Source organism: Spongiibacter sp. UBA1325 (assembly GCF_002306875.1).
Classification (GTDB): domain Bacteria; phylum Pseudomonadota; class Gammaproteobacteria; order Pseudomonadales; family Spongiibacteraceae; genus Spongiibacter; species Spongiibacter marinus.
This window is the reverse complement of the sequence record NZ_DBTD01000007.1, coordinates 1-25,915: the sequence shown is the minus strand read 5'-3', so window position 1 is coordinate 25,915 and position 25,915 is coordinate 1. Positions and strand designations below refer to the sequence as shown.

The window sequence follows — 25,915 nt, the reverse complement described above, 5'->3', positions numbered from 1 at the left end:
TGAATGACTAGCGGTGACAGTAAAGTTGAAATTTTTACCGATGGCGCCTGCAAGGGTAACCCCGGCCCCGGCGGTTGGGGTGCACTGCTGCGCAGCCGCGGGCAAGAAAAAACGCTGTACGGCGGAGAAGCCGATACAACAAATAACCGCATGGAACTGACCGCCGCTATCGAAGCGCTTCGGGCCCTAAAGCGGCCCTGTCAGGTGGCACTAACCACTGATTCCCAGTACGTCAGAAAAGGCATCACCGAGTGGATGGCCAACTGGAAAAAGCGCAACTGGAAGACGGCCGGCAAAGCACCGGTGAAAAACGCGGATCTGTGGCGCGAGCTGGATGCGTTGAATAGCCAGCACGACATTGAATGGCACTGGGTAAAAGGGCACTCGGGTCACCGGGAAAATGAAATTGCCGATAGCTTGGCTAATCGCGGCATAGACGAGTTGAGACGATAACGATGCGCCAGATTGTCCTCGATACAGAAACCACCGGTATTGACCCTAATGACGGCCACCGGATTATCGAAATTGGTTGTGTGGAGCTCGTTGGCCGAAAGCTGACAGGGCGGCACTTTCACCGCTATATCAACCCCGAGCGCGAAGTGGAAGCGGGGGCGATAGAGGTCCACGGCATTACCAATGAAATGCTTGCCGATAAGCCCTTGTTTTCAGCAGTGGCTGAGGAATTTCTCGATTTTGTTCGCGGCGCCGAACTCGTCATTCACAATGCCCCGTTCGACGTCGGCTTCCTCGATATGGAGCTGGCTAGGCTACCGGGCCGGCAGCCAAAGCTTGCAGAAATCTGCGGTGTGGTCGACACCTTGGTCATGGCGCGCCAGAAGCACCCCGGGCAGCGGAATAGCCTGGATGCATTGTGCCAGCGTTACTATGTAGATAACTCTCAGCGCGACCTTCACGGCGCATTGCTCGATGCTGAAATTCTGGCCGATGTCTATCTAATCATGACCGGTGGCCAGACCAATCTGGCGCTTGCCGGTGAGGATGGCAACGAGGGCGGGGAAGGCGGAAACAAGGGCATTCGGCGCCTGCCGGCGGACCGGCCTGCTTTGACGGTGGTGCGCGCCAGTGAGGATGAGCTGGCCGCTCACTTAGAGCAACTGCAGATCATTGATAAAGCCAGTGGCGGCAATTGCCTTTGGCGCAGCACAGAGGCGAGTGACGGCAACTGATTTCGTGGCGCAGTAGCGCTTTATGCTGTTTGACGCTGTGCATAAGCAAAAATAACTGATAAAAAGGCGAATAAATACCGCAGCTTAACTGTCAATTTTACAAGTGGGTTGAGCTTTGTTTGAGCCGCGCCAGGCTCGTGACAACGGGGCATTACCAGTGTTCAAGCAAGCCGCATTGCAGAGTGATATTAATAGTAGCTCCTACGCATTGGTGGGGGAGGAGCTGAGTAATACCCTGCAGCAAGCCACCAATATCTTTGAAACCTTCTTGGCCGAGCGCCACGATTTGCGCTTGCTGGATGAGTGCGAGATGGCCCTTCGTCAGATAGGGGGAACCCTGCGGCTTATCGAAGTGCGCGGGGCTGCGCTTATCGCCGATGAAATGCGCTCACTTTGCCAAGCGATTGTCAGTAATACCGCAGCCTTGCCAGACGCCCAGTTAAATGCCTTGAGCACGGCTTTTTTTGTTCTGCCGCGCTACCTGGAATTTGTGCAAAGTCGCGGTAACGAAATCCCGTTGATGGCGATTACACACGCCAACGAGCTGCGAGAGGCTCACCGCCAATTACTGCTGCCCGATAGCTATTTCTGCAAGAACGACGCCTATGTCTTTAGCCGTGACTCGGAGTTGAAGTTGCGCAGTCAGGCAATGGCCCCGGGCGCGCTAGCAGAGCTGCTTAAGCGTGTTCGGCAAAGTTACCAGCGTGCCTTATTGGGGCTGCTGCGCGACGCGCAACCGGCGATGCAATTCACCCTAATGTCGCGAGCGCTACGTCGCCTGTGCGGGGCACTGCCGGCAGGACGGAACCAGCGTTTTTGGCTGCTGGCCAGCGCCGTCATTGAAGCCTTTGCCCAGGGCGGGTTGGAGCTGAACCCTCGGCGCAAACGCCTACTCACCGGTTTGGATGGCGCTCTGCGGCGACTGGGTTCAGATAAGCCCGGGGATGAAATTCTCGAACAAGAGCTGTTATTCCTGCTTCGATTGTCGTCCTGGCAGGAGGGGTTTAACGGCAAGTTACTGCAGGCGATTGGCACTCGTCCCTTTGATATTAATGATGCAGAAATCCAACGCCTGCGCACGCAGATGCTGGGTTTAAGCTACGACACGGTCTCCTCCGTGCTCAACGAGCTGCGGGCGGAGCTGCGTCATGCCAAAGATATTCTCGAGCTACTTGCACAACACGGCCGCAGCGACGACGAAGAAATTCGCCCGCTCAGCGAATTGCTGCAGCAGGGCGCTGATGTGCTGTTGGTGCTCAACCTGCCATCACTCTCGGAAGTATTGGGGCGCTATGCCGGCGTGTTGCTCGATCTAATCGGTACTGATCTAAGCAATGCCAGAGCGGTACTTGAAGAGTTGGCGGAAACTCTGCTGTTTATCGAAAGTAGCCTGGCACAGATCGACCGGCGCAAGCTCAACTACGATGAGCTCAATGCGCTCAGCATTGATAAACGCGATAGCATCAGCGCCGACAATCAGGTGAGTGAGGCCACGGCAATTGTTATCGAAGAAGCGAAAAGCGCCATTGGCATGATTAAGCGCGCCATCGCCTCCTATATCGACTCTGGCTTTGACAGCACACATATTGCAAACGTCCCGAGCAGTTTGAGCTCGGTGCGGGGCGCCTTCGATATTTTGAAAATGTGCCGTTTGGCGGCGGTCACGGGTTCAGCAACCCGCTTCGTTAAAACCTTTATGGGACGCGAACGCAGCGACGCTCAGCGCGATGCGCAGGCGCTAGAGACGCTCGCCGATGCGATGATCAGCGTCGAGTATTACCTCGGCGAGCTGGAGTCGCGCCACATCCCCGATGAGAAAATTTTGCTTATTGCGGAAGACTCATTAAAACAATTGGGCTTTCCGGTAGAGATGGCGCAGGACACGGGAAATGCCGCTTCCTGAGCTCGCTACGCTGTTACTGCTGATTTGCGCCGGCAGTGTTCTAATTTGCATCGTTCTGCTGCTGTCGCTGCGTCGTCGTCCGCTGTCTTGCGGACTTTTACTTCTGGCATTTGCGCCGATGACGGCCACGACCGTCCTGGTCAGCCAAGACCTAATCAGTTATCGCAATTTGTCGGTGGAACAGCGCATAGCCACCGTATTCGTTGCCCAGTCCGGTGAGAATAATTTTGCGCTGCGCCTGGATATCGACGGAAACCCCATGCCATTTCACTTTCCCGTGCGCGGCGATGAATGGCGGCTTGAGGGTAGGGTGCTGCGTTGGGATGCTGCGCTGGCAAAGCTGGGCTTGAATAACCTGGTTCGCCTTGAGCGCCTTAGCGGTCGCTATCAACACCCCGAGCGCGAAGCCAATAGTCAGCGAACGGTTCACCCGCTACCCAGTGGCGAATGGCTCGACAGTTGGCCAATGCTCAGTAACTACGCGTTTATTTGGCGTTGGGTAGATGTCGACTACGGCAACGGGGTTTATGCACCCTTGCAGGACGGCGCGGTATTTGATGTTTACCTCGGCCGCAGCGGTATGTTTATTCGGCCCAAAAACCCAATTGCTATCAACGCGTTGCGTAACTGGTCAACTTGACTGTTGGTCAGCCCCGTACCACTATGACGAACCTTTTCTAACTGACTTGGAGCCCGTTTTTGGACTTTCTAGTGGATTACAGTCTGTTTCTCGCGAAAGCGGTTACGGCATTGGTATTTATTGTTTTATTGCTCACCGTTATTACCTCGTTTAGCCAGCGCAGCAAACGCGAGGGCGAAGACGGTCACGTTGAAGTCAGTCGTCTGCACGAGCGTTTTGAAGACTGGCAAGACACCATGAACTACGGCTTGCTGAGCGAAGAAAAGTACAAAAAACTGCGCAAGGACAAGAAAAAACAGCACAAGGCCGAGCGCAAAGCCAAGCAGGAAAAGACGAAAAAGCGGCTATTTGTTCTCGACTTCGACGGCGATATTCGCGCCTCGGCGGTGGAGTCATTACGCCACGAAATCAGCGCAATACTCACCGTAGCCAATGACCAGGACGAAGTGCTGCTGCGCCTGGAAAGCCCTGGCGGCATGGTACATAGCTACGGCTTAGCCTCATCGCAACTGCAGCGACTGCGCGACAAGGGTATTCCCCTCACTATCGCTATCGACAGGGTTGCCGCCAGTGGTGGCTATATGATGGCGTGTATCGGCAATCAATTGCTTGCGGCACCCTTTGCAATCATTGGTTCAATCGGCGTCGTGGCGCAAATGCCCAACTTCCATCGCTTGCTGAAAAAGCACGATGTCGATGTCGAATTGCACACTGCTGGCGAGTTCAAGCGCACTCTCACTATGGTTGGCGAGAATACGGATGAAGGGCGGAAAAAATTTATTGAAGAGCTCGAGGAAACTCACCAGTTGTTCAAAGAGTTTGTCAGTGAAAATCGGCCGTCACTGGATATTGAATCCATTGCCACCGGCGAGGTGTGGTATGGCCGCCGCGCACTGGACAAAGGTCTAATTGACGGTATTTCCACCAGCGATGACTATCTGCTGAGCAAACGTGAAGACACCGATATTTATGCGGTGCACTTTAAGCAAAAGCGCAGCCTACCCGAGCGCCTTGGCTTCGCTGCTGAAACAGCGATAGATCGAGGTTTTTGGGGAGTCGTTGAAAAAATTCGCAACAGCCGCTTTGTCGGCTAAATCGGGGGAAATAATGACATTTAAAGCCGTACAGGTCAGAGAAGAGCAGGGCGCCTATCAGTGCAGCGTTGTCGACAAAGACGACTTTGCCCAGCCCGGGAATGGCGAAGTGCGCGTAGCGGTAGAATACTCGTCGCTCAACTATAAAGATGCACTGTCAGCCGCGGGCAACAAAGGGGTAACCCGCAACTACCCGCACACGCCGGGCATCGATGCCGCGGGCACAGTGCTGGCCTCATCCAGCGATAATTGGAAGGCGGGTGACCGCGTTATCGTGACGGGCTATGACCTGGGAATGAACACCGACGGTGGCCTGGCAGAACAAATTCAAGTGCCCGGTGAATGGTTACTGGCCGCCCCGGATGGCTTGGACAGTGCAGAGGCGATGGCACTCGGCACTGCAGGATTGACGGCCGGCCTATGTGTGGAGAAGCTCCAGCGTCAATTGGGCGAGCTGAGCGGTCTTAAAATTGCCGTAACGGGTGCCAGTGGTGGTGTTGGTAGTGTTGCCATTGCATTGCTTAATCAACTGGGTGCGGAGGTCACCGCGATCAGTGGCAAGGCGCAACAATATGACTTTTTACAGAGTATTGGCGCTCAACATTGTGTGGCGCCATCAATGCTGGCAGAGTTCGATAAAAAACCAATGGCAAAGCCATTGTTTGATGCGGCAATTGACACGCTCGGCGGCGATCCACTGACAAACCTGTTAAAAATTATTCAGCCCGAGGGCGCCGTCGCCTGTTGTGGACTGGCTGCCGGGGTGAATATCAACAGCAGCGTTTTCCCATTTATTCTGCGCGGTGTATGCTTACTGGGTGTCGATTCAGTAGAAATTAGTCAGCAACGGAAAGCTGATATATGGCAGCGTTTTGCCGAGCAGTGGAAGCTCGATGACGCGGCGTGGTCTGCTCTGCTAACTGAAATAACCCTCGACGAGGTGCCTGACTATTTGGCGCGCTTCCTTGAGGTATCAGTCAGCGGGAGAATTAGAGTAAAGCTATAAATGCACCTTCGCCTCCGTATGGCAAACTCAGGCCCCGGCGCTAGCCGGGGTATTACCCGTCGAGAAATTCTCTTTGTATTGCTGATCGCCTCAGCACTAACGATATATGTAAGTAGCCTTGTTAAGCAGCGTGTCGATGAGGCTTTGCATGAGCAAGCGGTGATTGACCTGGAGCGAATTACCCGGGCTCTGCATCAATATAAGCTTGATAATTTGCGTTACCCAAGCCCCGACCAAGGGCTATACGCGCTGTTGGAAAGCCCCGTCTTGGAGCCTCTCAGCCCGCGTTGGGCCGGCCCCTATTTAAGTCGTAGCAGTCTGATTCGCGACCCGTGGAAGCGCGATTATATCTATCACAGCTCCGACGCACCGCCATCCTTCAGCGTGAAAACCTTCGGTGCGGATGGCGTGGAAGGTGGCAGTGGTGAGAACCGGGATTTGCTCGTTGTTTTTGAGAGTGACAGCGACTACTGAGCTCGGCGCCTGGCGAAGCCGTCACTGGCCGATGGCGCTTTGCACCGCAGTTTCTTAAAGCCTTATCGCGCTGGCGATCGCCCTGGCAATAATGCGCCCCTGGGTATTTTTAATCACCCCTTCTGTTGCCAGCAAGCGTTTACCGGGGTGATCGACCCGCGCTTCAATGAGCAGCTCTTCGTCGGGGTCGCGAACGGCGCCGATAAATTTGATCGACAAGTCCGTCATGGTGTGAAATTCACCCGCCGCTAACTTCGTCATCACCGCGGCACCCATTGCCGTGTCCAGCAGTGATGCCAAAATGCCGCCGTGCAGGGAGCCTATTAAATTTTGGTGGCGCGCTTTTGGTGTGTAGCGGTACACCACCTCACCGTCATTGATGGAAACAATGTCGTAGCCCAAGTTTGCCGCCATACCGCTGCGCTCGGTCTGAGCCTCAAACTGCTTTACTCGCTCCATGCCGGTAAGGGTGGTATCGCTGGTCCATTGTGTCATCGGGAACGGGCCTCCGCGTTGTGTTCAATAGGGTTCTCGTGCGAGTGGCACAGGGCTTTCACTTCCCGCCTGACGACTTTGCCAACGGGATTGCGGGGCAGTGCCGAAAGCAGGTGTATACGCTTGGGGGTTTTTACGTCGCCCAATAGTGGCTTTAGTTGCGCCCGCAGGGTGTCACTGTTGGCGGTGCTGCCATCGACCAAGCTCACGGCAGCTTCCACGCGCTCTCCCCAGTACTCATCCGCAACGCCAAATACGGCGCACTCTTGAACATCGGGGAGTTTTATCAAGGCATTTTCCACTTCGGCGGGGTACACATTAAAGCCACCTGAAATAATCAATTCCTTGCTGCGGCCCTGCAGGAACAAATAGCCATCCGCATCGACGTAGCCCAAATCTCCGGTCAATAACCAGCCGTCTTTGAAGACGCCGGCAGATTGTTCTGGTGAGCCGAAATAGCCGGGCATCACGATGCCGCCGCGCACCGCGACCTCGCCGGTCTCGCCAGCGGGAAGAGCGGCGCCATCTCGGCCCAGTATACACAGCTCGGAGTGCAGGCAAGGGCGACCCACTGATCGCTGCCGCGCAGGATTTTGCATATCCTGGGCGCTCATTGCGGTAATGGTCATGGGGGCTTCAGTTTGCCCGTAGACGGTAGACAAACATGGGCCAAAACGGGTGATGACCTCGCTGATTTTCTGCGGTGGCATTGGCGCAGCACTGTAGGTAAGGTGGCGCAGCCTCGGTGCTGAATCGCGGTCGAGGCCGGGGTATTCAAGCAATTTGTAGATCAAGGTCGGTGGCATAAAGCTAACGCTGCTGTGCGGCAATGCCTGAGCGATCTTTGCGATATCCGGGGTGGTGAGCAAGCAGTGGCTACCGCCAGCGCCGAGTATCGGCAGGATATAGTGCGAGCCACCATGCGTCAGTGGCGCCACGGCAAGATTGACGTCATCGCGAGTAAAGTCAAACTGCGCCTGCATATTGGCGACTACCGCCGATACATTGCCGTGAGTTTGGATAACGCCTTTAGGTTGGCCCGTGGTGCCGCCGGTAAATTTAATCGCCATTGTGCGATCAAAAGAGGGCAGCTCCAGCGTAAATGCCCGGCCGCGAAATTGTTCAATCCACTGCTTTGTCCCCTCATTTGGCGTATCAATGCTTACCACAGGGCTGCGGGTTTCCGTGAGAGTTTCCGGCAGGCTGTCCAGGCTGGCGCGATCCACCAAAATGAGTTGCGGCTGACTGACTTCGATCAATTGGCTATTGAGTTGCTGACCATTTTTGGGGTTGATTGGCACCCATACCTGATTCGCCGCGATAATGGCGAGGTGTGTCACGAGGTGATCGATGTGGTTTTGCGCGCACAACGCAACGTGAGCGCCGTCGGGTAGGCGTTGCCGGAGTGCTTGTGCCAGCGCCTCAACTCGCGTGACGAGTTCACTGTAGCTGACCTGCTCGCGCTGGTCGGTGGCGGCGATACCACGAGGGTTGATATCCAAGCCCTGGTATAAGTATTCAATCGGTCGTTTCATCGGCTTGGCCCCTCCAGCACGGTGACGGTGGTTGCCGCTTCTTCAGTTTCATAGAAGCCGCCGCCGTTTTCAGCTACAGCGATGCGCGCACCATTAACTTGGCGCTTGCCGGCTTCGCCGCGTAGCTGAGTGACCAACTCATGCAGTTGCATAATACCAGTCGCTCCCACTGGGTGACCCTTGGAGACCAGCCCCCCAGAGGGGTTAACAGGGGTGGCGCCTCCCAACGCTGTGTGCCCTTGCTCGGTGTAGACGCCGCCTTCGCCAAGCTCGCACAAGCCCAGATTTTCTATTTGCTGAATTTCCGCGTAGGCGCTTGCGTCATGCACTTCGGCGACATCGACATCGCAGGGAGCAATACCAGCTTGTTCATAGGCCTGTTGCGCTGTCAGGCGGCCAATGTGGTTGGCAAAATCGTCGGCGTCACGTTGAATGCCGCTGCGCAGCGCCAGGGAGCGAATGCGTATAGCGCGCCGTTTGCCAAGGCGTCGTAATACGTCTGCAGAGCAGACAACCGCCGCCGCAGCGCCGTCGGAAATTGGTGCGCACATCGGCAACGTAAAAGGCCAGGTGATAACGCGCCCGGCGAGCACCTCGTCGACCGTCATATCGTGCTGGTACTGCGCGAGTGGATTCATGGTGGAATGCCAGTGGTTCTTTGCCGCCGCTGCAGCAAATTGGCGCTGTGTGGTGCCGTATTTTTGCATGTGTAAGCGGGCCTGCGCGGCATAGCTGTCCATAAAGAAACTGCGTTGTTTACCGTCGTCTTGCCGGTACTCATCTGGGATCAGGGCGGCGCCCTGGGCGCTTACCTGCTGATGAAATTCCTCCAGGCGATGGATATCCGTGCCGCCTTTAAACGCATTGAACATCGCCTCGCGTTTTTCTGGGAAAAACATCTTTTCAGCGCCCACTACCAACGCGACGTCGCACATTCCTGCCTTAATATGGGCGATGGCTTGAAGCAGGGCGGTAGAGCCCGAGGCGCACGCATTCTCGATATTGGCGATGGGGATACCCGAAAACCCTAAGGGTCTAAGAGCACACTGGCCGCGAATACCATTTTGACCCTCAAGCAGGCCTTGGCGTGTATTGGAAAACCACGCGGCCTCGATGTCGTCCTGGTGAATATCGGCATCCGCGAGCGCTCTGGCAACCGCCTCGCGGCTCAGATCTTTAACGCTTCGCTCGGTAAACTTGCCCAGCGCGGTCATGCCAATTCCTAAAATAAATACCTCCGTCATCACCGCTGCCTCACACGTCGGAACGCATAATCTTGCGCTGTACAATACGAAAACGACCGGCAACAAAGGCGAGGTCGGTAAGACAAGCATTGCCTGCGGGGTTTAGGCCAGTAACGTGGTAATCGCTATAGGCGGCGGCAAAATTGATGGGCATTCCCATTAAATTACAGGCAACAGAGGCGCCTGCATGGTTATAGGCATCTTGGGCTCGCTCCAGGAACTCACTGTTCACCGAATAGACATGTGAGGTTATTGCGCCACAATCCCGGGCATTTGTGGTGGCATCGTGCAAGCAGCTATCAATGCTCGCGCCTTTGATCAAAAACGAGATAGGGCCAAAAAATTCATCCCGATACAGTTCGCGCTGCGCGTCGCTTACCTGAATCATTAGCGGTGTTGCGGTGCGCGCCTTTGGAAACTCCGGGTGGGAGTAGGGCGCGGAATCGCGCAGTACGCGGCCGTGCTGAGCGCCGAGCTCGCGCATTTTCTCCAGTGTTAGATAGATATCGTCGCTCACCAGTGTGCCGCAGAGAAAAGCGGCTTTTTTCGGATTGCTCAGGTGCGTCTCTACGGCGTCCACCAGGCCCTGCGCAACATCGTCAAAACTTCTTCGCTCACCATTGACCAGAATGCCCTCGGCGGGAATGTGAATGTTTTGAACGCTGGTGCACATCTGCGCAGAGGCCTGACACAGCGAGTGGGCAATGGCACTGCACATACCCTCGAAGTCGTCGGTGGATTCAATGACCACAGAGTTGCAGCCCGCCGTTTCGGTGAATACCAGGGCATTGCGACAGTGCTGCTCAATCCAGCTGCCAAACGTTGGGCTGCCGGTGAAATCGATGATGGCGGTATCGGGGTGCTCTAATAGCGCCATGGTGGCGGGTTCATCGCGCGTATCCGCCACCATCGTCACCAGGTTGCTATCGAAGCCTGCCTCCATTACCACCGCCTGACAAACCGAGACGACCAGGGCAACGGGCAAAATGGCGCTGGGGTGGGGTTTGAATACCACCGGATTGCCGGTTGCCAGGCTGGCAAATAGTGCCGGGTAGCCATTCCACAGCGGAAACGTCGCACAGCAGATATTAACGGCAACGCCGCGGGGCATTAGTCGATAGAACTTGGTCAGTTTCGCTGCGCCATCGCTGCCAAACTGACGTTGCCACTCCGCCTGTTCCGGTACATCACGCATTGCTTTATACGCGTAGGCAAGCGCTTCCAGGCCGCGATCCAGTGCATTCGCACCACTGCCAGCAAAGGCCATAATGTAGCTTTGCCCGGCGGTATGCATGGTGGCGTGAGCGTTTTCAAACAATTGCTGTGAACAGCGCTCAAGTATTTCAAGACACACCCCCATGCGTGTTTCCACGCCGGCATCTCGCCATGCGGGCTGAGCTTTGGAAATGGCTTGAAACAGCGTGTCGACATCCGCCTTGGGGTAACGAACCCCAAGACGTTCGCCAGTGTAGGGGGAAATTTCAGCGCCTACCCAACCGTTGTTACCGGCCTGATGCAGCGGGTAGTCCTTGCCGAGCAGTGCCTCAAAGCGTGCTTTCCCAGCCGCTGGAAGCTCAACCCCATGTATTTTACTGCTGGGACTCTCGCTGAACGCGGTCCAGGAATAGCGCTTTTCGCAGGCGTCCAGGGCTTTGTCTAACATTGATTTATGGCGGGTGAACCAATTGCTCATGGCTAGTCTCGTTATTGTTGGTGAATCGTAAACGGCGCTAGATTAGCGCTTTGTTAATGTTGGTATGGCCAAATCTGTTTGGGCTGGCTTGTTACTTTCTTTATTAGACTAACAGTCTGCCGGGAGGGTAAACAAGCGCGTTTTTACCTATTTTTTATTTATCGTTTGTCACTTTTGTTGTAGTGTTCGCTGCATGCAAGCCGCCCAGCAATTACTTTCCAACCCAGTGGCCCGCGGGCTAAATATCCTCGGTGACCGTTGGACGATCCTGATTCTTAGGGAAACCTTTCTCGGGCAACATCGCTTTGATGAATTCCGGCGCCGCACCGGCGCGTCACGTGGCACATTGAGCTCTCGTTTAGAGAATTTGGTTGCCAATGGCATTCTCTATAAAAACCCCTATCAAACGTCGCCACTGCGCTACGAGTACCGGCTGACCGGAAAAGGTTTGGCGCTTTACCCCTGGGCACTGTTGATCTGGCAGTGGGAGAGCGAATGGGCCGATGCCTCCGACGCGGAATTGCCTACTCAGTTGTGGCATTCCTATGGCGAGGGAGACGGGCATCGCCTCACGCCACTGGCGGTGTGTCGACATTGCGGTGAGCCTCTCCATTACGATGATGTAGAGCGCGTGGTAAAAGCCTCTCCCGAAGGGGCTACTGCCGGCGCATTGACTGAAATTGGCAGCCAACGACGTACCCGCGGTGGCAATCAGCAAATGCTGGGTCACGTCACCGATATCATTGGCGACCGTTGGACACTGTTGTTAATGGCAATGGCCTTTGTTGGCCTGACTCGCTACGACGACTTTCGCCAACATCTCGGTGTGGCGACCAATGTGCTAGCCGACCGCTTAAAGCTGTTGGTGTACACCGGTATTTTTTCCAAAGATGCATACAGTAGTAATCCACCGCGCTACGAATACCACCTGACTGAAAAGGGCAAGGCGCTGTACCCACTCACCATGGCGCTGCGCCAGTGGGTGCTTGAGTGGTTACCCAAAGTGAAGCACCCCTTAACCCTGGTACATCGTCCCTGCGGTAAAGAGCTGGCAACCGACGTGATTTGCGACAGTTGCCACACCGTTCCCCGAACTGATGAAGTACGCTTTCAGTAAACTTGGAGCCAGTAAAAAATCTGGGTAGTGCCCCCGCACTCGGCATGAGCGCGGGGAAGGGTTTAGAAGGTTTTGCTTACCGTTACCCCAAATGTAGTGGGGTCGGCAAACTTGTTTGACGTTACCCCAGTTGGGTCCACCACCACATTGGTGGTTTGGTCTTTATCACCCAGGTTTTTCCCCCAGAGTCTTACCGACAGCGACTGATCAGCGCTAGTCCAGCCCGCGGAAACGCCCAGATTAGACAGCGATTTTTGTTTGGTGACCGCTGCGTTGCTGGCCGCCGTGTAGTAGTCATCCTTCCAGGAATAGCTCACATTGAATTCGACAATTGAGCCGCCCTCCAGGGGGATGGTGTAGTCGGCATCAATGCTGCCCGAGCGGTCTGGCGACCACTGCAATTGATTGCCACTGTAGTCATTACCACCTGAGGTGACAAAGTCTTCGTAGCGCGCTTTCCCGTGGTTGTAATTGGCACTGATCACCAGCCGATCTGAGGCAGCCAGGGCGACGCTGGTTTCAAAGCCTGTGGACTCAGCTTGGGCGCTGTTGAGCACCAGCAGCAGGGTGGGGGTTAGCTCAAACACCTGCAAATTGTCGTAGTCGATGTCGTAGTAGGCAATGTTGAATTGCAAACGGTTATCGAACCAGGTGGACTTTAGCCCCACTTCGATGTTTTCCACAAACTCCGGGTCAACGGTTTTCGTCGCGTTCTCCGGCAAGTTGGTTTGAGAGGGGAAGGCGCCACTTTTAAAACCTTCCGAGTAGGTCAGGTAGACCATCGCATCCTCACCAAAGCGATAGTTTACCGAGGCTTTATGGGTAATCTCTTCCCAGTCTTCCTTGCCCTTCACGGCGGTTGGGAATTCAGGAAGTATGAGCGGTACCCCTGTGGGCGCGCCTGTACCCAGTAGGTCTTTAGCGTCTTGGCTGATTTCTTTTTCGTCCTGACTCCAGCGCACTCCGTAGGTCAGGGTCCAGTTATCGATATGCCAGTCAGCCTGGGCATAGGTTGCAATGCTGGTAGTGGTGTTATCCTGCAGAAACAGCACATTGCCTTCCGGCGCCAGGCCCAGACCGCCGCTGAGTGCAGCGTTATAGCGCGTGTAAAATTGCTCATCGCGCTCGACGTCTTCCTGCATATAAAACACACCGGCAATCCAGTCGATATTTTCCAGGCTGCCGCTGAGGCGAAATTCCTGGGAGAATTGCGAGGCACTTTCCTCGGCGCCATTGATCACGTTTTCCGGTACTGAATTGGCAACCGTGATGTCGGTGAGGGGCAGGCCGGTCAGGTCGTCTACATGGAACACATCGCTGGCGCGCCAAGCGGTGATGGACAAGAGATCAGCCCATTCCAAACCGTGCTCAACACGCGCACTGAAGCCCTGAATCTCGCGTTCCTGTGAGGTATCAAATTGCGATGCACAGCTGCGAATATTGCTGCGATAGCCCGCTGACAAGCTGTCCACACCAGCTTGCCAGAGCGCGCCGGTTCCCATTACACCGGCCGACAAGTCCATTAAATGACTGCAACTGCCATTGGTTTCGTCCTTGGAGTAATCGGCGCTGAGCAACAGCAGGGTGGTGTCGCTAAGGTCGAACAGTAGTTGGCCGCGCAGATTAATACTCTCGATGTCGCCCAGCTCGTCACCCTGTCCGGATGCTCCCTTTGAGTTGCCAATGATGGGGCTATTGCTCAGGTTGGTATCAACGGTAACGTCGGAGGGACGAATAACATTTTTTTGAAAACCGTCGCGCTGCTTGCTCGCCACACTTATCTTCCCGGCGATGGTATCGGTTAACCCGCCTGTCACCAGCGCCTGCGCATGGAACAGGCCCTTGTTGCCTGCCGTTACGCTCAGCTTGGTCATGGGGTCGTAATCGGGGCGACTGGTGATAAAGTTAATGGCACCGCCATTGGTGTTTTTACCGTATAGCGTGCCTTGTGGGCCCTTTAGAATTTCAATGCGCTCAAGGTCGAACAGATCGAAACCGGAGCCGCCAGCGCGACCAATATAAATTTCGTCAATAAAAATACCCACCGCAGAATCGCTGGCCGCTGAGTCTGAGCTATTGCCGATGCCGCGAATGTACACCCGTGGCTCGCCCAGGTTGAACTGCGTGAAGGACATACCCGGTGTTTGCATCGCCACGTCATTCATTTCAGTGACTTTTCCCATGCCAACGTCATCACCGGAAATCGCCGCCACAGACATGGGGACATCTTGGATACTGGCCGACTTTTTCTCGGCGGTGACTAATACCTCTTCCAGCTGCGTCGCGGCGGCCGCGCCGCTGCACACTGTAGTGGCCAGTAGGGCCGCTGGTAACCGTTTGAGTTTAAAATTACGGGTCGTAAACATCGCTATTTCTCCGCTGTTTTATTGTTATTCCAAATTGAAATCATTAGTGGGATCACGGCGGCGAGCAGGTATAGCTGGCGGCGTGATCGGGGGAATAGGGCTTGCTTAACGTCGCGACATTTGGGTAGGCGCAAATGGGGCGCGTTCGTACGGCATGCTGCTGATCATCGTGCTGACTCGCGGTAAATTGCTCTGGTGCAACACCGGTTTCTACCCAGTTCGCCACGAGCTCAAGCGGGTCAAATTGATCGGGGGCATCGGCGGGGCGCTCCCAGCAGTGTCCCCAGCCCGGCAGCATAAATAGCCGCGCGTGATTCTTCAGTTTGTCCACGCCGCCGCTATGTGCGGCCGCCGCGCGGTAGTAATCCACGATTGGCCCAGGAATAATCAGTGGGTCCGCCCAGCCGTGGTAGAGGAATAATTTGCCGCCCGTCTGAGCCAGCGCAGACAGGTCGGGATTGTCGGCGTCGATCAGGGCGGGTAGGGCCGATTTGTCCAGCCACGCCGCTAGGGTGTTGTGGTCCAGCGCGGCGTTGTGATCGCGCTGAAAGAGTTCCTGTGAAAGTAGGTTGCGGTAGCCTGTTGACGCGGCCAGACCCCATGCCGCGTTCTCGTCATCGCCAAATAACCAGATGTCGGTGTAGTGCTCGGCGCCAGGTGCGAGGGTCTGGGTGACTGGCGGTGCTCCGGGAACGGGTTGGCCGCTGTACAGGCGCTCAAGGCGTGCGATGGCGTTTTTGGTAAAGCATCGCTCAGACGCGTCGCCCGATTTGCACGCGAGCGCGGCGAAGCTAGGCCGACACTGCTGTGGCGCAGAAATAATACCGTCGCGCTGGCCGTCTATGCCGTCGCACTGCGCCATGACGGCGTCTTTTAATAAGTCGTTGTTGCGGCGAGGAATCACCGGCTTGCCGTCATGGGTGGTTTGGCGGGTCATCCAATTGCCCCATTTACCGGCAATTTCGCTCAGGCTGAAAATACTGCCGCCGGCGGCGATACCGTCAAACAAGTCCGGGTAGCGTTGGGCGGCTATCATGCCCAGTCGGCCACCGTTGGAGCAGCCGGAAAAGTAGCGGTGGTGGGGCGCTTTGCCGTAGAACGCTGTGGTGAGCGCTACGCCGACGTCGGTAACCACTGGCAGTACTTTGTGGGCATAAAGTGCCAGCGCTTCGGGGTCGTTATAGGCCCATTGGGTCTCCCAGCTTTGGCCGCTGTGCCCGCCGTCGTGACTGATCGCCGCATAGCCTTTTTTCAGTGCCTCGTTAATGCTGTTGGAAAACCCCGGTTTGTCGGGCAGCAAACTGCCGCAAAAACCGCCGCAGCCCGCCATCACAAAACGGCCATTCCACGACTCGGGGAGCCGTAATTCGAAATGGGTACGACCTTGTATCTGCCCGCGCACTCGGCAGTGCGCAGGCAGCGGCTCGCTGCTGTGCCACGAGGGAGGCAGGGCCAATACCGTGCCGGCGGGAGCGGCCAAGCTCGGGCAACGTTTTGCCAGCGCGGGTTCGGGGTCAGCGCGTTGTGCAAGCGCTGAGCTGCTGATCGCGATACTGGCAAGCAGCAGCGCGAGGCGAGTAACGACGGTCATAGGTAAAACCTTATTGTTATGTGTGTAACCGCAGGTGGGGCAATTATCAGTAGATGTCCTGGCCCCGCGCCCACCATCCATGAAAGCCATAGGGCACGCGGTGAGGCAGTTTTATTTTGGCAATGGGGCCGAGGCTGACGTCTTTGGCGTTGAACACCAGGCAATAAGACGTCCAGTCTTTGGTGTCGGTCACGATATTGGTGACGTAGCCATCGTCCTCTTCACTGCTGCGATCGGCACCGCGTTTGGGCACGAAGACTGCCTCGCTACCGAACACGCCGGGGCCGTAATCCCACTCCTGGCGGTGGCCGGTATCATTGTCGTATTTGATTAGGCCAGTGAAGCGCAGGGTATGGCCGCCTTCGGCGCGCAGGGGGATTTTTTGGTGATAGGCATAGCGAGTCTTCACGCCGTGAAAGATCTGATTGGATTTATTGAACTCTGAGTTCAGGTCACAAATAGGCCCTTCGCGAACCTCTCCGGTACGCAAATTAAAGCGCCAGCGATAGTTGTTTGCCTCCAGGCGCATGTAGGCCAGCATGTGCGAAAGTGCGCCTTCGCTGGGGTCGGCATCGGGCATCGGGTTGGTCGAGCGACAGCCGTCAATGGTTACCCAGTCGCCGTCTTCCCACGCGTTTGACGTATGCAATACATAGCAGGGCTCGCACTCAAACCAACGAACCTGAGTACCCAGGCGCGGAATGAGACCAAACCGCGACGGCATGTCGCGATGAAAGCGAATAACGCGCATGTTATGCCGTTTAAGCACATCGATGTCATGGAACAGGGGGTGGTCGTGCAGGATCGCGTAATTTTCTGTGAAGGTGATCTCGTGCGGCAGCCGTGGTGCGGGTAGGTTGATCGCGCATTCGTGCTTGAGTGTGCCGTCCGGATTCAATACGCCGTAGGTCATATAAGGCGGCGTATCGCCGTAGTCGAAAAAGAACATCTCTCCGGTTTGCCAGTCCACCCGCGAATGCGCAGACATTTTGCGCGTCAGGGCGCTGGGGGAGTCCAGTGGCCCAAGATTCTCCAGCGTTATCGGGTCCATGGTGTAGGGGATGCCAGAGTTGTACCACAGCGTAATCAGGCGGCCGTTGTGCCAAATGATATCTGTGTTGGAGGTGTCTTTAATGGGAAAGTCTGGCAGCGAAAAATCATACGGGCCCATCACGCCGGGCCATACGGCTTGCTGCTCTTGCTGTTCGCGCAATAACGCTGCCGTCAGAATTTGGCTATTGCGATAACTCACCTTGCCATCGGCAAAGTAGACGCCGTGAACTAAGCCGTCGCCATCGAAAGAGTGGTACTGGTTCTTCGGCTTTTGACGCGGATTTGGCCCATTGCGCAGGTAGGCACCATGCATATCCGTGGGTATCTCACCTTCGACGGTTAACTGATCTGCACTGATATTGATGTTTTCCGTCGGCGCGTAAACACCATGCAAGTAGGGGTTATCAATCTCATAGATCCAAGACGGGGCATCGTTGAGTTGTGGCGCCGCTCCCAGAGAGGCCTCAGTAATGGGGAAGTCACTCTGTGGGTTGGTTTGGCGGGTCATAGTCCTCTCCCTTGTTTTTATTAACGTTATCCGGCGGTCGCTACGGCGGTATCGCTCAGCGTTTGATCAGGAGTCTATAAATTTATGGTCTAATAGCGCAAGTCTTTTTTTGCGATGTCGATAAGCCGATGTATCGTAATCGATAAAAGATATTTAAAAACATATATTTATGGTGTTAAAAATTTTAATTGCTGGAGTTCTATTGTCGTTTCAAAAGGATTTGGTATAGCATGTTGGTTCAATAAGAAAAGTAATATTGTTGATTTGGAGCGACCGTAAATGTCACAGCACCCTGCATCGAAGCCTCTTTCTGAGGGGGCGCATCCACGCCACCGCAGCGCCGGTAATTTGCGTCTGCCGATCATTCAGGCCCCCATGTTTTTGTTGTCAGGGCCGGAAATGGTGATTGCCAGTTGCCGAGCAGGCATCGTTGGTTCGTTCCCGTCGCCGAATGCGCGCACCGTTGAAGACCTGGACGCCTGGTTGGCGGAAATCACTCAGGCGCTGGCCGACAGCCCTGATGCCGCTCCCTGGGCAATGAACCTGGTGATGCATCGAACCAATCCGCGCTGTTACGAGGACTTAGCATTAGCCGTTAAATACCGCGCACCGATTGTGATTACCGCCTTGGGTAGTCCGAAGGATGCCGTGGAGCAGGTACACAGCTACGGCGGAAAAATTTATGCAGATGTCGTTTCGCTGGAGTTTGCCCGCAAGGCGGCGGCATCGGGTGTGGATGGTTTGGCGCTGGTTTGTGCCGGGGCGGGCGGCCACACCGGTCAATTATCGCCTTTTGCCTTTGTTGAAGAGGTGCGTAGCTTTTTTGACGGCGACATCATTCTCTCTGGCGCGATTAGCAGTGGCCGCGCCCTGCGCGCGGCCGAAGTAATGGGGGCCGATTACGTGTACATGGGCACTCGCTTCATTCCCACCCACGAAAGCCGGGCGCAAGACGCCTATAAGCAAATGGTGGTTGAGTCCTCCGGGGCCGACATTATCACCAGTGATGCGATCACCGGGGTGAAAGCCAATTGGCTACGCAAGAGCCTGGAGCAGGGCGGCTACGATCCCGCCAATATGCCCGCCGCTGCGGATATTGATTTTATGAAAGCCGCTGGCGATGCCAAACGCTGGCGCGATATATGGGCAGCGGGGCAGGGCGTTGGCGCGATTCGCGCCGAGCAGTCGATCAGCGAGGTGGTCGACCAGCTGGAAGAAGAATATCGCCAGGCGTCGAGCCAATAGCGCCTATGGGCGGCTCGTCTTTTCCAATTCAATAATAAAACGAACGGTAAGCCATGATTACATCACCACAACATACCATCGACACCTATCAAGCTAGCGGGCTTTGGGAAGGCCGCGTATTGCATCAATTACTCGACGAGCACAGTGCCAACGTGCCGCAACAAATGGCCGTGGCCGATGCACCGAACCGGCAGGACCTGGTCGGTTCTGAGCCGCTGCGTTTAAGCTATGAATCCCTGCAACATGCCAGCTACAACCTCGCGCTAGCCTTGGTGGAACGCGGTATCGGCGAAGACGATACGGTGATCGTACAACTGCCGAATATTGTCGAACTGGTGGTGTGTTATCTGGCGCTGAGTCGTATTGGTGCGATCATTTCACCGGTGCCGGTGCAATACGGCGACTACGAACTTAAGCACTTTGCCGAATCGCTAAACGCTCGCGCACTAATCAGTATCGCGCAGTTTAAAGGCGAGCCGCTGGGCAGCGAGCGGGGCGCCAATTTACCCACAAACCTCAGCGTATTGTTGTTTGGTAAAGACCTGCATTTGCAGACGCGAGCGGATGAGGGTGCCGCGGCAAAGCTTCGCGCGCTTGAGGCCGTTTCAAGCGATGCCAACCGTATTACCACTGTCTGCTGGACCTCTGGGACCACTGGCATGCCTAAAGGGGTGCCTCGCTCGCACAATATGTGGGTAACTGTTGGCCGCAACTGTATTGAAGCCGGCGACTACCAAAGCGGCGATGTGCTGTTAAATGCCTTTCCAATGGTCAATATGGCCTCTATCAGTGCGTTCTTGTATGCATGGCTGCTGAAGCGTTGCAGCCTGGTACTGCACCATCCCTTTGATCCCGGCGTCTTTCTTCAGCAGATGCAGGACGAGAAGGTGAACTTCACCATTATCCCGCCTGCGGTGCTCAATCAGCTCGCGAAAAACGAGGCCATGTGGCAGCAGTTCGACTTCTCGGCATTGCGCTCTATCGGCTCGGGTTCGGCGCCGTTGGCACCGTGGATGATGGAGAAGTTTGAGCGCGACTACGGGAAATGCATTGTCAATTACTACGGCTCTAACGAGGGTATTAACCTCCTTTCTAAGCCGAAAGATGTTGCCGACCCGGCGGTGCGCGCCTTTATGTTTCCTCGCTTTGGCAGTGCCGGGCTGGAGTGGCCGTCGTCCGCGAGCAAAACCATCTGGACTAAAGTGCTCAACCCGGATACTGGCGAAGAAATTACGGCGTCAGGTGTGGCCGGCGAGCTTGCGGTGAAAGGCCCGACGGTTTTCGACGGATACTGGCAAACGGATAACAGCGATGTTTTCACCGACGACGGCTACTTTCTAACCGGTGATTTGGTGGAAATTTGCGGCGACCAGCAGCAGTTCTATCGCATTGCCGGGCGCTGTAAAGACATTATTAATCGCGGCGGTATGAAGCTGTCTCCCTCGGAGATCGACGTGTTGCTCGAAGGGCTGCCCGGCGCACAGGAGGCCGCCGTGTGCGCTTATCCAGACAGCATCTTAGGCGAACGTATTTGCGCCTGTGTCGTGCCCAATGCCGCCGAGGCGCCGCCTAGTCTACAGGATGTTATCGCCTTTCTTCAGGCCAAGGGCGTTGCCAAAATCAAATTGCCCGAGCGCCTGGAGTTATTAGAAACGCTGCCGCGAAACGCCCTCGGAAAAGTGCAGCGTTTTGCCCTGCAAGAACAGATATCCGCCGAATAACAGCATCAGCCATTCAGCAAAAAGGAGTCCATGATGACGGTATACATATTGGGCGGCAGCCAAACAGATTTCGCGCGTAACTGGGCTCGAGAAGGCCTGGACAGCTTTGATATGTTCAAGGCGGTTCTCGACGATGCGCTGGCGGCCACGGGCGTGTCGCCGGAGCAAATCGAGGTAGGGCACGTAGGAAATTTCGTCGGCGATTTATTCACCGGCCAGGGCCTGCTGGGCGGCTTTTTCGCGCAAGCGTACCCCGAGTTAAACGGCATACCCACCAGTCGCCACGAAGCCGCGTGTGCCTCGGGTTCGATGGCAATACTGGGGGCAATGAAAGACATAGAATGCGGCCACTACGATGTAGCCTGTGTATTGGGCATGGAGATTATGCGCAATGTACCGGGGCAAACCGGCGCTGAATATTTGGGTGCCGCCACGTGGAAGGGCTACGAGGCGCAAGAGGCTAACTACCCCTGGCCTTACATGTTTAGCGATATCATCGATGAATATGACCGCCGCCACGGCATTAACACTGACCACTTGCATACGATATCGCGTATCAACTACGGCAACGCTAAGCACAACCCCTTGGCGCAAAGTCGCCACTGGAACTTCGAGCCGGCATTTTTCAGCTCAAGCGATGCACACAATCCACCGATAGAAGGGCGCGTTCGTAAATCAGACTGCGGCCAAATCACCGATGGCGCCGCCTGCGTCTTCCTGGCAAGTGAATCGGCCGCCAAACGCTATGCCGCGCAGCAGAGCATTTCGCTGAGTGACATTCCCCGCATCAAAGGCTGGGGGCATCGCTCGTCTGCCATCGATCTGCGCAGCAAGCTGCGCCTTAGCGAGGGTCAGCCACTGCTTTTCCCTCATGTTAATCAGCTGATTCGCGACGCCTTAAAACGCGCAAACATGACTGACTTGCTGCAACTCGACGGCCTTGAGGTGCACGACTGTTTTTCCATTACCGAATACATGGTGATCGATCACTGCGGTTTAACGGCGCCCGGTGAAAGCTGGAAAGCAATAGAGGAGGGGCGCATATGCAAAGACGGCGACTTCCCCATTAATGCCAGCGGCGGCTTGATCGGCCTGGGCCATCCCGTGGGCGCGACCGGCGTACGCATGCTGTTGGACTGCTACAAGCAGGTCAGCGGCCAAGCAGGGGAGACGCAAATCACCAATGCCAAAAACATGGCCACCTTCAACCTTGGCGGCAGCGCCACAACCTGTGCCAGCTTTATAGTAGGAATTAACGAATGACACACGCTTATATTTACGACGCTATTCGCACACCGCGCGGCCGCGCCAAGGAAACGGGTAGCCTGCATGCATTGTCGCCACTGGCGCTGCTAAAAACCCTTTATGATGCCTTGGCAGAGCGCAATCCACTGGACAAAAGTCAGGTTGATGATGTGATTCTAGGCTGTGTAACACAGGCGGGTGATCAGGCGGCAAATATCGCCAAAACCTCACTGTTATATGCTGGCTGGCCCAGCCATGTTCCCGGTATTACTGTAAACCGTTTTTGTTCCTCCGGTTTGGACGCCATCAATTTTGCCGCACTGAAAGTGCAGGGCGGGCAAGCCGGTATGGTCATTGCTGGCGGCGTGGAAATGATGTCCCGCGTGCCGATGTTGTCTGACAAAGCCACCGTTTTTACCGACCCCAAGATGGCGGCCCGCTGCCAAATGTTAATGATGGGCAACGGCGCGGACCTGATTGCCTCCCAGTATCAAATTAGTCGCGAAGACGCCGACCAGGTCGCCGTAACCAGTCAGCAGCGCGCCGCCCGAGCGCGTGACAATGGCTGGTTCCGCTCGGTCGTTCCGGTCGTAAACCCAGAGGCAGGTGCAAATGTGGTTCACGATGAATGCATCCGCGACAACGCAAACATGGAGTCCCTGGCGCAAATGCCGCCAGCCTTTGCTGAGCTTGGCGCAAAAGGCATCGATGCCCTGCAACTTCAGGGACATGCCAAGCTCACCGAGATCCAGCATATTCACACCGCTGGTAATTCGCCAGCTATGGCCGATGGCGCTGCCTTGGTGTTGGTGGGCGACGAAGCATTGGGCGAAACGCTGGGTAAAGCGCCACGCGCACGTATCTGCGCCGTCGCCAGTGTTTGCGACGATCCATTAACCGTCATCTCAGGCTGCTGCGCCGCCACGCAAAAGCTCATGCAGGAGCAGGCGTTAACCGCCGACGACATCGACTTGTTCGAACTGCATGAAGCCTTTGCCGCCACGGTGATCAAATGCCAGCGCGACCTCGGGATCAGCGAAGACAAGCTCAACGTCAATGGCGGAGTGATCGCACTCGGCCACCCCATGGGCGCAACCGGCGCCATCATGGCAGGCACCTTAATTGACGAGCTTGAGCGCCGCGGCCTGAAACGAGGTATTGTTGCCGCAAGCGGCGCCGCAGGCACAGGAACGGCAATGTTGTTGGAGCGGTGTTAACCGCTCCAGGGAGGATCCGGAGTTGATTTAGCAAATACCAAATGTTCGCATAATATATATTATGTTAAATAGGGCATTGGGACAGAAAAAGGCTCCTTGCTGCTTAATTGAAGCGTAACTATGATTGGCGGCGCGGAAATTGACGGAGCTGCATTTTTATGGATATCAAGGACTTACTGCGAGAAGCTGGCATTTACTCCCCCTCCCACGCGAAGAAAATCGGCATGAGCCGATACCAATACAACAACGCAATTCACCATCAAAAAATTTCACCCGCACTGCGCGAACTACTGGAGTTACGCGCCGGATACCACCCGCACTGGCAAGGCTTCAAAATCGGCGAAGGGATCATAGCCACACCGACTGGCGAGCTGATCACCAAGGAAGAAATCGACAATATGCGCTGGGCTGAAAAATTGGCCTATGAGCGCGGCAAAGAAGCCGCCGAAAAAGCACAGCTTAGGTTAGCCTGGGGATAATGAGGAATGCTGCCGCAGGCGGACTATGGCCCGAGTCGGTCAAAAAGCCGACCGACTCAAACCAAAGTCGAAGGTTTAATTACTGGTCGCTTTATGTGGCAGGTTAACTGTAAGTGTCAAATGTTATGGCGATCTTTGACGGCTGCCGCGTGCGCGTCAGGCGTCAAAGCTGCGCCATTGTGTGGTTGTCCACTTTGCCGAATTTATCAATGGGCCACGGCCTTGCGATGTGTACGGTGTTGCCCTTCTTGATGTATAGACCCGAATGCCGGTAATTGAGCTTCCAGCCCATGTCGCGCAGCCCTTGGGCGGTAAAGACTTCCTGTCGGTGATAACTGGAATTGAGAATATCTATCTGGGCGTAGAATTTGTCGGGCTTGTCATCGCCAACTAGTACAGCCGAGAGACGAATTCTATGCTTTCTGGCGTACTCGTCGAAAATGTCCAACGCCGGAGGCAGCTCGGGCTCTTTTTCCTGCGCCGGATCAGGTTTGGGCTTAGCGGCTGGCTTTGGTAGCGGCTCAGTTGGTCGAAGCTGCTGCTGGGCGATTTTGGGCGTATTCTCAGGAGCTTCAAGTGGCTTGTGAGGCTCGAAAAATCCACCAAGCGACGAAACCGCGAAGAAAAGTATAACGACGAAAACGGGAACACCGACGCGCAGCGTTTTGCCAGCAAATACGGTGGCCCTCTTGTCTGCATAGACGTTTTTGTTATCTGTGCCGTCAGTGTGGCTTTTATAAAGCCCAAAGTATTTGGGGTCGTAGGTTCGGGTGCCACTGGTCGTTTCTTTGTACTTTTCCGGCCGCGTGGCCTCAAGCACGACCCAGCGATAACGGTTATCCATGCCCACAGCCGACAGCTTGTTAAACGTGATTACACGCTGAATTCGACGGCGCCACATAGAATGGCAGTCGCGCCGATCCTGACCCATCAGCACAATATCAAGGCCGTCATGGCGGTGTTCGGTGATGTATCTATTCCATTCGTCAGAGAGCTTTTGCCGCTCACTGGGGAACAGGTTTTGCACTTCGTCCAAGACTATCAGCGCGTCTTTACCGGAATGCTCAAGGAATGCCTGGCGCTGCTCGTCAACGTCCGGTGTGTAGATGCACTGGAGTTTTTCCACGACGTAAGGCAAAGGGACGCCGGACAGCTCGGAGAATTTTTCGTGGTTGATGCCTTCAATATTTGTGACTACCCGCCTGCCCTGCTCTATGGCCGGCAGTATGTGCATTGCGCAGGCTTCGTAACTTTTACCCGAGCCAGGCAGACCTTCGTGAAAAACTATCATTACCAGATACCCAGCGTGAGGACTCGACGGAAGAAGCGAAACACCATCGCCGATCCGATGAAAGCGAGGCCAGTAGATACACCGGATTGCGCGAGAAAAAAGCCAACATCGGGATGAATGTAATTTGTTATGTCGGCAGTCGTGACGAAATCAGGGACAGGGACGGCCTCAAGAGCGGCAGCAAGCGCACTCATTAGCCCATCGAATACGATAAGCGGAATATCTAGCAGGAACTCGACGAACTCGTCCCAAAGGCCTTTTATATAATCCGTTAGTTTTTCAATAGACACCGAGCGCCCCCTATGTGAACGCAATTCGCGCAGAAATAAACAACGCTGTCGCTATGATAATTCCCTGAATAAGCCCCCAAGGCACTTGGGAGGAACACCATTGATCGAGCGTTATATCAAACACCCAAGCGTTCACGCTGTAGACAGGACATGAGCCAGTGAACGACACGTCAAAGAAACCTGATAGCCCACTGACTACCGCGGACTGCTGCATGCGATCCCTGAATTTAGTCATTATTCCGTCGTAGGAAAGCTCAGCCCCCGCGCTATCGGTGGCCTTTTCGTAATAATCATCGGTTTCGGGGTACTCTTCGTCGCTGCCCTCACACTCGTTGATCCAGAGCTGTTTATGAATCGCTGCAAGCTGAGGATCGCCCTCACTGGTCGGCGGCTGGTCGCAGTTGGTGGCCGTGCCGCTGCCCTTGTCGCCCTCTTCATCGCCCTTATCAGGGCCGGAGCCGCCACCGTGGGGCGTTGGATCATCACCGTTTGCGATGCCGTCGCCGTCAGCATCAGGGTCG

The 25,915-nt window shown here is 55.4% G+C and carries 23 protein-coding genes; 13 read left to right on the top strand and 10 right to left on the bottom strand.

The window, feature by feature from the left end:
• Window positions 1-3: 3 nt before the first annotated feature.
• From rnhA to gspG, 7 genes are all read left to right on the top strand, one after another.
• Window positions 4-453: a ribonuclease HI gene (gene rnhA, locus B3K78_RS08120; protein ID WP_204996526.1), complete on the top strand. Its 450-nt coding sequence runs from the start codon at window positions 4-6 to the stop codon at window positions 451-453.
• A gap of 2 nt (window positions 454-455) precedes the next feature.
• The gene (dnaQ, locus tag B3K78_RS08115; protein WP_286695057.1) at window positions 456-1,187 is read left to right on the top strand and encodes a DNA polymerase III subunit epsilon; all 732 of its coding nucleotides are present in this window, start codon (window positions 456-458) and stop codon (window positions 1,185-1,187) included.
• A 157-nt stretch (window positions 1,188-1,344) separates the two neighbouring features.
• Window positions 1,345-3,090 (top strand): FimL-related protein, encoded by a 1,746-nt coding sequence (locus B3K78_RS08110; protein ID WP_286695056.1) that lies wholly within the window; start codon window positions 1,345-1,347, stop codon window positions 3,088-3,090.
• Window positions 3,077-3,730, top strand: a complete 654-nt coding sequence (locus tag B3K78_RS08105; protein ID WP_286695055.1) for a hypothetical protein — start codon at window positions 3,077-3,079, stop codon at window positions 3,728-3,730. The genes B3K78_RS08110 and B3K78_RS08105 overlap by 14 nt, the downstream gene beginning before the upstream one ends.
• Window positions 3,731-3,789: 59 nt before the next feature.
• A complete protein-coding gene (gene sohB / locus B3K78_RS08100) occupies window positions 3,790-4,824 on the top strand; it encodes a protease SohB (RefSeq protein ID WP_286695054.1) in 1,035 nt (344 codons plus the stop codon).
• Between the two features lie 13 nt (window positions 4,825-4,837).
• Window positions 4,838-5,830, top strand: coding sequence for a YhdH/YhfP family quinone oxidoreductase (locus B3K78_RS08095; protein WP_286695053.1), 993 nt, complete (start codon window positions 4,838-4,840; stop codon window positions 5,828-5,830).
• A complete protein-coding gene (gspG, locus tag B3K78_RS08090) occupies window positions 5,831-6,304 on the top strand; it encodes a type II secretion system major pseudopilin GspG (protein WP_204996532.1) in 474 nt (157 codons plus the stop codon). It abuts the gene before it with no gap.
• 54 nt (window positions 6,305-6,358) lie between these two features.
• Here the strand turns inward: gspG and B3K78_RS08085 are convergent, their stop codons facing one another.
• Genes B3K78_RS08085 through paaN form a run of 4 tightly spaced genes read right to left on the bottom strand, consistent with a single transcriptional unit; the run spans window position 6,359 to window position 11,271 of the window.
• Window positions 6,359-6,799, bottom strand: coding sequence for a PaaI family thioesterase (locus tag B3K78_RS08085; RefSeq protein ID WP_204996533.1), 441 nt, complete (start codon window positions 6,797-6,799; stop codon window positions 6,359-6,361).
• Window positions 6,796-8,334, bottom strand: coding sequence for a class I adenylate-forming enzyme family protein (locus B3K78_RS08080; RefSeq protein ID WP_286695052.1), 1,539 nt, complete (start codon window positions 8,332-8,334; stop codon window positions 6,796-6,798). Before B3K78_RS08080 ends, B3K78_RS08085 begins: the two co-directional genes overlap by 4 nt.
• Window positions 8,331-9,578 (bottom strand): thiolase family protein, encoded by a 1,248-nt coding sequence (locus B3K78_RS08075; protein ID WP_286695051.1) that lies wholly within the window; start codon window positions 9,576-9,578, stop codon window positions 8,331-8,333. The genes B3K78_RS08080 and B3K78_RS08075 overlap by 4 nt, the downstream gene beginning before the upstream one ends.
• A 10-nt stretch (window positions 9,579-9,588) precedes the next feature.
• On the bottom strand, window positions 9,589-11,271 hold the full coding sequence (gene paaN, locus B3K78_RS08070; protein ID WP_286695050.1) for a phenylacetic acid degradation protein PaaN: 1,683 nt from the start codon (window positions 11,269-11,271) through the stop codon (window positions 9,589-9,591).
• Between the two features lie 193 nt (window positions 11,272-11,464).
• Here paaN and B3K78_RS08065 point away from each other — a divergent pair, with 193 nt between their 5' ends.
• On the top strand, window positions 11,465-12,388 hold the full coding sequence (locus B3K78_RS08065; protein ID WP_204996537.1) for a winged helix-turn-helix transcriptional regulator: 924 nt from the start codon (window positions 11,465-11,467) through the stop codon (window positions 12,386-12,388).
• Window positions 12,389-12,450: 62 nt separating this feature from the next.
• Here B3K78_RS08065 and B3K78_RS08060 read toward each other — a convergent pair whose 3' ends face one another.
• From B3K78_RS08060 to B3K78_RS08050, 3 genes are read right to left on the bottom strand one after another with little or no spacing between them, the layout of a single operon-like run.
• Window positions 12,451-14,754 carry a TonB-dependent receptor gene (locus B3K78_RS08060; RefSeq protein WP_286695049.1) on the bottom strand — a complete coding sequence of 768 codons (2,304 nt, stop codon included), beginning with the start codon at window positions 14,752-14,754 and terminating at the stop codon, window positions 12,451-12,453.
• Between the two features lie 52 nt (window positions 14,755-14,806).
• Window positions 14,807-16,345 carry a tannase/feruloyl esterase family alpha/beta hydrolase gene (locus B3K78_RS08055; RefSeq protein ID WP_286695048.1) on the bottom strand — a complete coding sequence of 513 codons (1,539 nt, stop codon included), beginning with the start codon at window positions 16,343-16,345 and terminating at the stop codon, window positions 14,807-14,809.
• Between the two features lie 46 nt (window positions 16,346-16,391).
• Entirely contained in the window at window positions 16,392-17,906 is a 1,515-nt protein-coding gene (locus tag B3K78_RS08050) for a carotenoid oxygenase family protein (protein WP_286695047.1), read from the bottom strand.
• Window positions 17,907-18,185: 279 nt separating this feature from the next.
• On the opposite strand from B3K78_RS08050, the gene B3K78_RS08045 reads away from it, so the two are divergent.
• The 5 genes from B3K78_RS08045 to B3K78_RS08025 all read left to right on the top strand — a co-directional run bounded on the left by B3K78_RS08045 (window position 18,186) and on the right by B3K78_RS08025 (window position 23,813).
• Window positions 18,186-19,151 (top strand): NAD(P)H-dependent flavin oxidoreductase, encoded by a 966-nt coding sequence (locus tag B3K78_RS08045; protein ID WP_286695046.1) that lies wholly within the window; start codon window positions 18,186-18,188, stop codon window positions 19,149-19,151.
• A 53-nt stretch (window positions 19,152-19,204) separates the two neighbouring features.
• The gene (locus B3K78_RS08040) at window positions 19,205-20,872 is read left to right on the top strand and encodes a class I adenylate-forming enzyme family protein (RefSeq protein ID WP_286695045.1); all 1,668 of its coding nucleotides are present in this window, start codon (window positions 19,205-19,207) and stop codon (window positions 20,870-20,872) included.
• Between the two features lie 33 nt (window positions 20,873-20,905).
• Window positions 20,906-22,135: an acetyl-CoA acetyltransferase gene (locus tag B3K78_RS08035; protein ID WP_286695044.1), complete on the top strand. Its 1,230-nt coding sequence runs from the start codon at window positions 20,906-20,908 to the stop codon at window positions 22,133-22,135.
• Complete coding sequence (locus B3K78_RS08030; protein ID WP_286695043.1) at window positions 22,132-23,334, top strand: acetyl-CoA C-acyltransferase; 1,203 nt, start codon at window positions 22,132-22,134, stop codon at window positions 23,332-23,334. Before B3K78_RS08035 ends, B3K78_RS08030 begins: the two co-directional genes overlap by 4 nt.
• Window positions 23,335-23,492: 158 nt before the next feature.
• Window positions 23,493-23,813, top strand: coding sequence for a hypothetical protein (locus B3K78_RS08025; protein WP_286695042.1), 321 nt, complete (start codon window positions 23,493-23,495; stop codon window positions 23,811-23,813).
• A gap of 163 nt (window positions 23,814-23,976) precedes the next feature.
• On the opposite strand, the gene B3K78_RS08020 is transcribed toward B3K78_RS08025, so the two are convergent.
• The 3 genes from B3K78_RS08020 to B3K78_RS08010 all read right to left on the bottom strand — a co-directional run.
• Entirely contained in the window at window positions 23,977-25,104 is a 1,128-nt protein-coding gene (locus tag B3K78_RS08020; RefSeq protein WP_286695041.1) for a zonular occludens toxin domain-containing protein, read from the bottom strand.
• On the bottom strand, window positions 25,104-25,394 hold the full coding sequence (locus B3K78_RS08015; protein ID WP_286695040.1) for a hypothetical protein: 291 nt from the start codon (window positions 25,392-25,394) through the stop codon (window positions 25,104-25,106). The genes B3K78_RS08020 and B3K78_RS08015 overlap by 1 nt, the downstream gene beginning before the upstream one ends.
• A gap of 10 nt (window positions 25,395-25,404) precedes the next feature.
• A partial coding sequence (locus B3K78_RS08010; RefSeq protein WP_286695039.1) for a hypothetical protein occupies window positions 25,405-25,915 on the bottom strand: 511 nt, incomplete at its 5' end.

What these genes read in the sequence shown, in the direction of transcription:
- B3K78_RS08040 (WP_286695045.1), top strand. Translation starts at nt 19,205, where the DNA reads ATGATTACATCACCACAACATACCATCGACACCTATCAAGCTAGCGGG.
- B3K78_RS08055 (WP_286695048.1), bottom strand. Translation starts at nt 16,345, where the DNA reads ATGACCGTCGTTACTCGCCTCGCGCTGCTGCTTGCCAGTATCGCGATC.
- B3K78_RS08080 (WP_286695052.1), bottom strand. Translation starts at nt 8,334, where the DNA reads ATGAAACGACCGATTGAATACTTATACCAGGGCTTGGATATCAACCCT.
- B3K78_RS08020 (WP_286695041.1), bottom strand. Translation starts at nt 25,104, where the DNA reads ATGATAGTTTTTCACGAAGGTCTGCCTGGCTCGGGTAAAAGTTACGAA.
- B3K78_RS08065 (WP_204996537.1), top strand. Translation starts at nt 11,465, where the DNA reads ATGCAAGCCGCCCAGCAATTACTTTCCAACCCAGTGGCCCGCGGGCTA.
- B3K78_RS08050 (WP_286695047.1), bottom strand. Translation starts at nt 17,906, where the DNA reads ATGACCCGCCAAACCAACCCACAGAGTGACTTCCCCATTACTGAGGCC.
- rnhA (WP_204996526.1), top strand. Translation starts at nt 4, where the DNA reads ATGACTAGCGGTGACAGTAAAGTTGAAATTTTTACCGATGGCGCCTGC.
- B3K78_RS08025 (WP_286695042.1), top strand. Translation starts at nt 23,493, where the DNA reads ATGGATATCAAGGACTTACTGCGAGAAGCTGGCATTTACTCCCCCTCC.
- B3K78_RS08045 (WP_286695046.1), top strand. Translation starts at nt 18,186, where the DNA reads ATGTCACAGCACCCTGCATCGAAGCCTCTTTCTGAGGGGGCGCATCCA.
- dnaQ (WP_286695057.1), top strand. Translation starts at nt 456, where the DNA reads ATGCGCCAGATTGTCCTCGATACAGAAACCACCGGTATTGACCCTAAT.
- B3K78_RS08095 (WP_286695053.1), top strand. Translation starts at nt 4,838, where the DNA reads ATGACATTTAAAGCCGTACAGGTCAGAGAAGAGCAGGGCGCCTATCAG.
- B3K78_RS08105 (WP_286695055.1), top strand. Translation starts at nt 3,077, where the DNA reads ATGCCGCTTCCTGAGCTCGCTACGCTGTTACTGCTGATTTGCGCCGGC.
- B3K78_RS08030 (WP_286695043.1), top strand. Translation starts at nt 22,132, where the DNA reads ATGACACACGCTTATATTTACGACGCTATTCGCACACCGCGCGGCCGC.
- B3K78_RS08075 (WP_286695051.1), bottom strand. Translation starts at nt 9,578, where the DNA reads ATGACGGAGGTATTTATTTTAGGAATTGGCATGACCGCGCTGGGCAAG.
- gspG (WP_204996532.1), top strand. Translation starts at nt 5,831, where the DNA reads ATGCACCTTCGCCTCCGTATGGCAAACTCAGGCCCCGGCGCTAGCCGG.
- B3K78_RS08035 (WP_286695044.1), top strand. Translation starts at nt 20,906, where the DNA reads ATGACGGTATACATATTGGGCGGCAGCCAAACAGATTTCGCGCGTAAC.
- B3K78_RS08085 (WP_204996533.1), bottom strand. Translation starts at nt 6,799, where the DNA reads ATGACACAATGGACCAGCGATACCACCCTTACCGGCATGGAGCGAGTA.
- B3K78_RS08060 (WP_286695049.1), bottom strand. Translation starts at nt 14,754, where the DNA reads ATGTTTACGACCCGTAATTTTAAACTCAAACGGTTACCAGCGGCCCTA.
- paaN (WP_286695050.1), bottom strand. Translation starts at nt 11,271, where the DNA reads ATGAGCAATTGGTTCACCCGCCATAAATCAATGTTAGACAAAGCCCTG.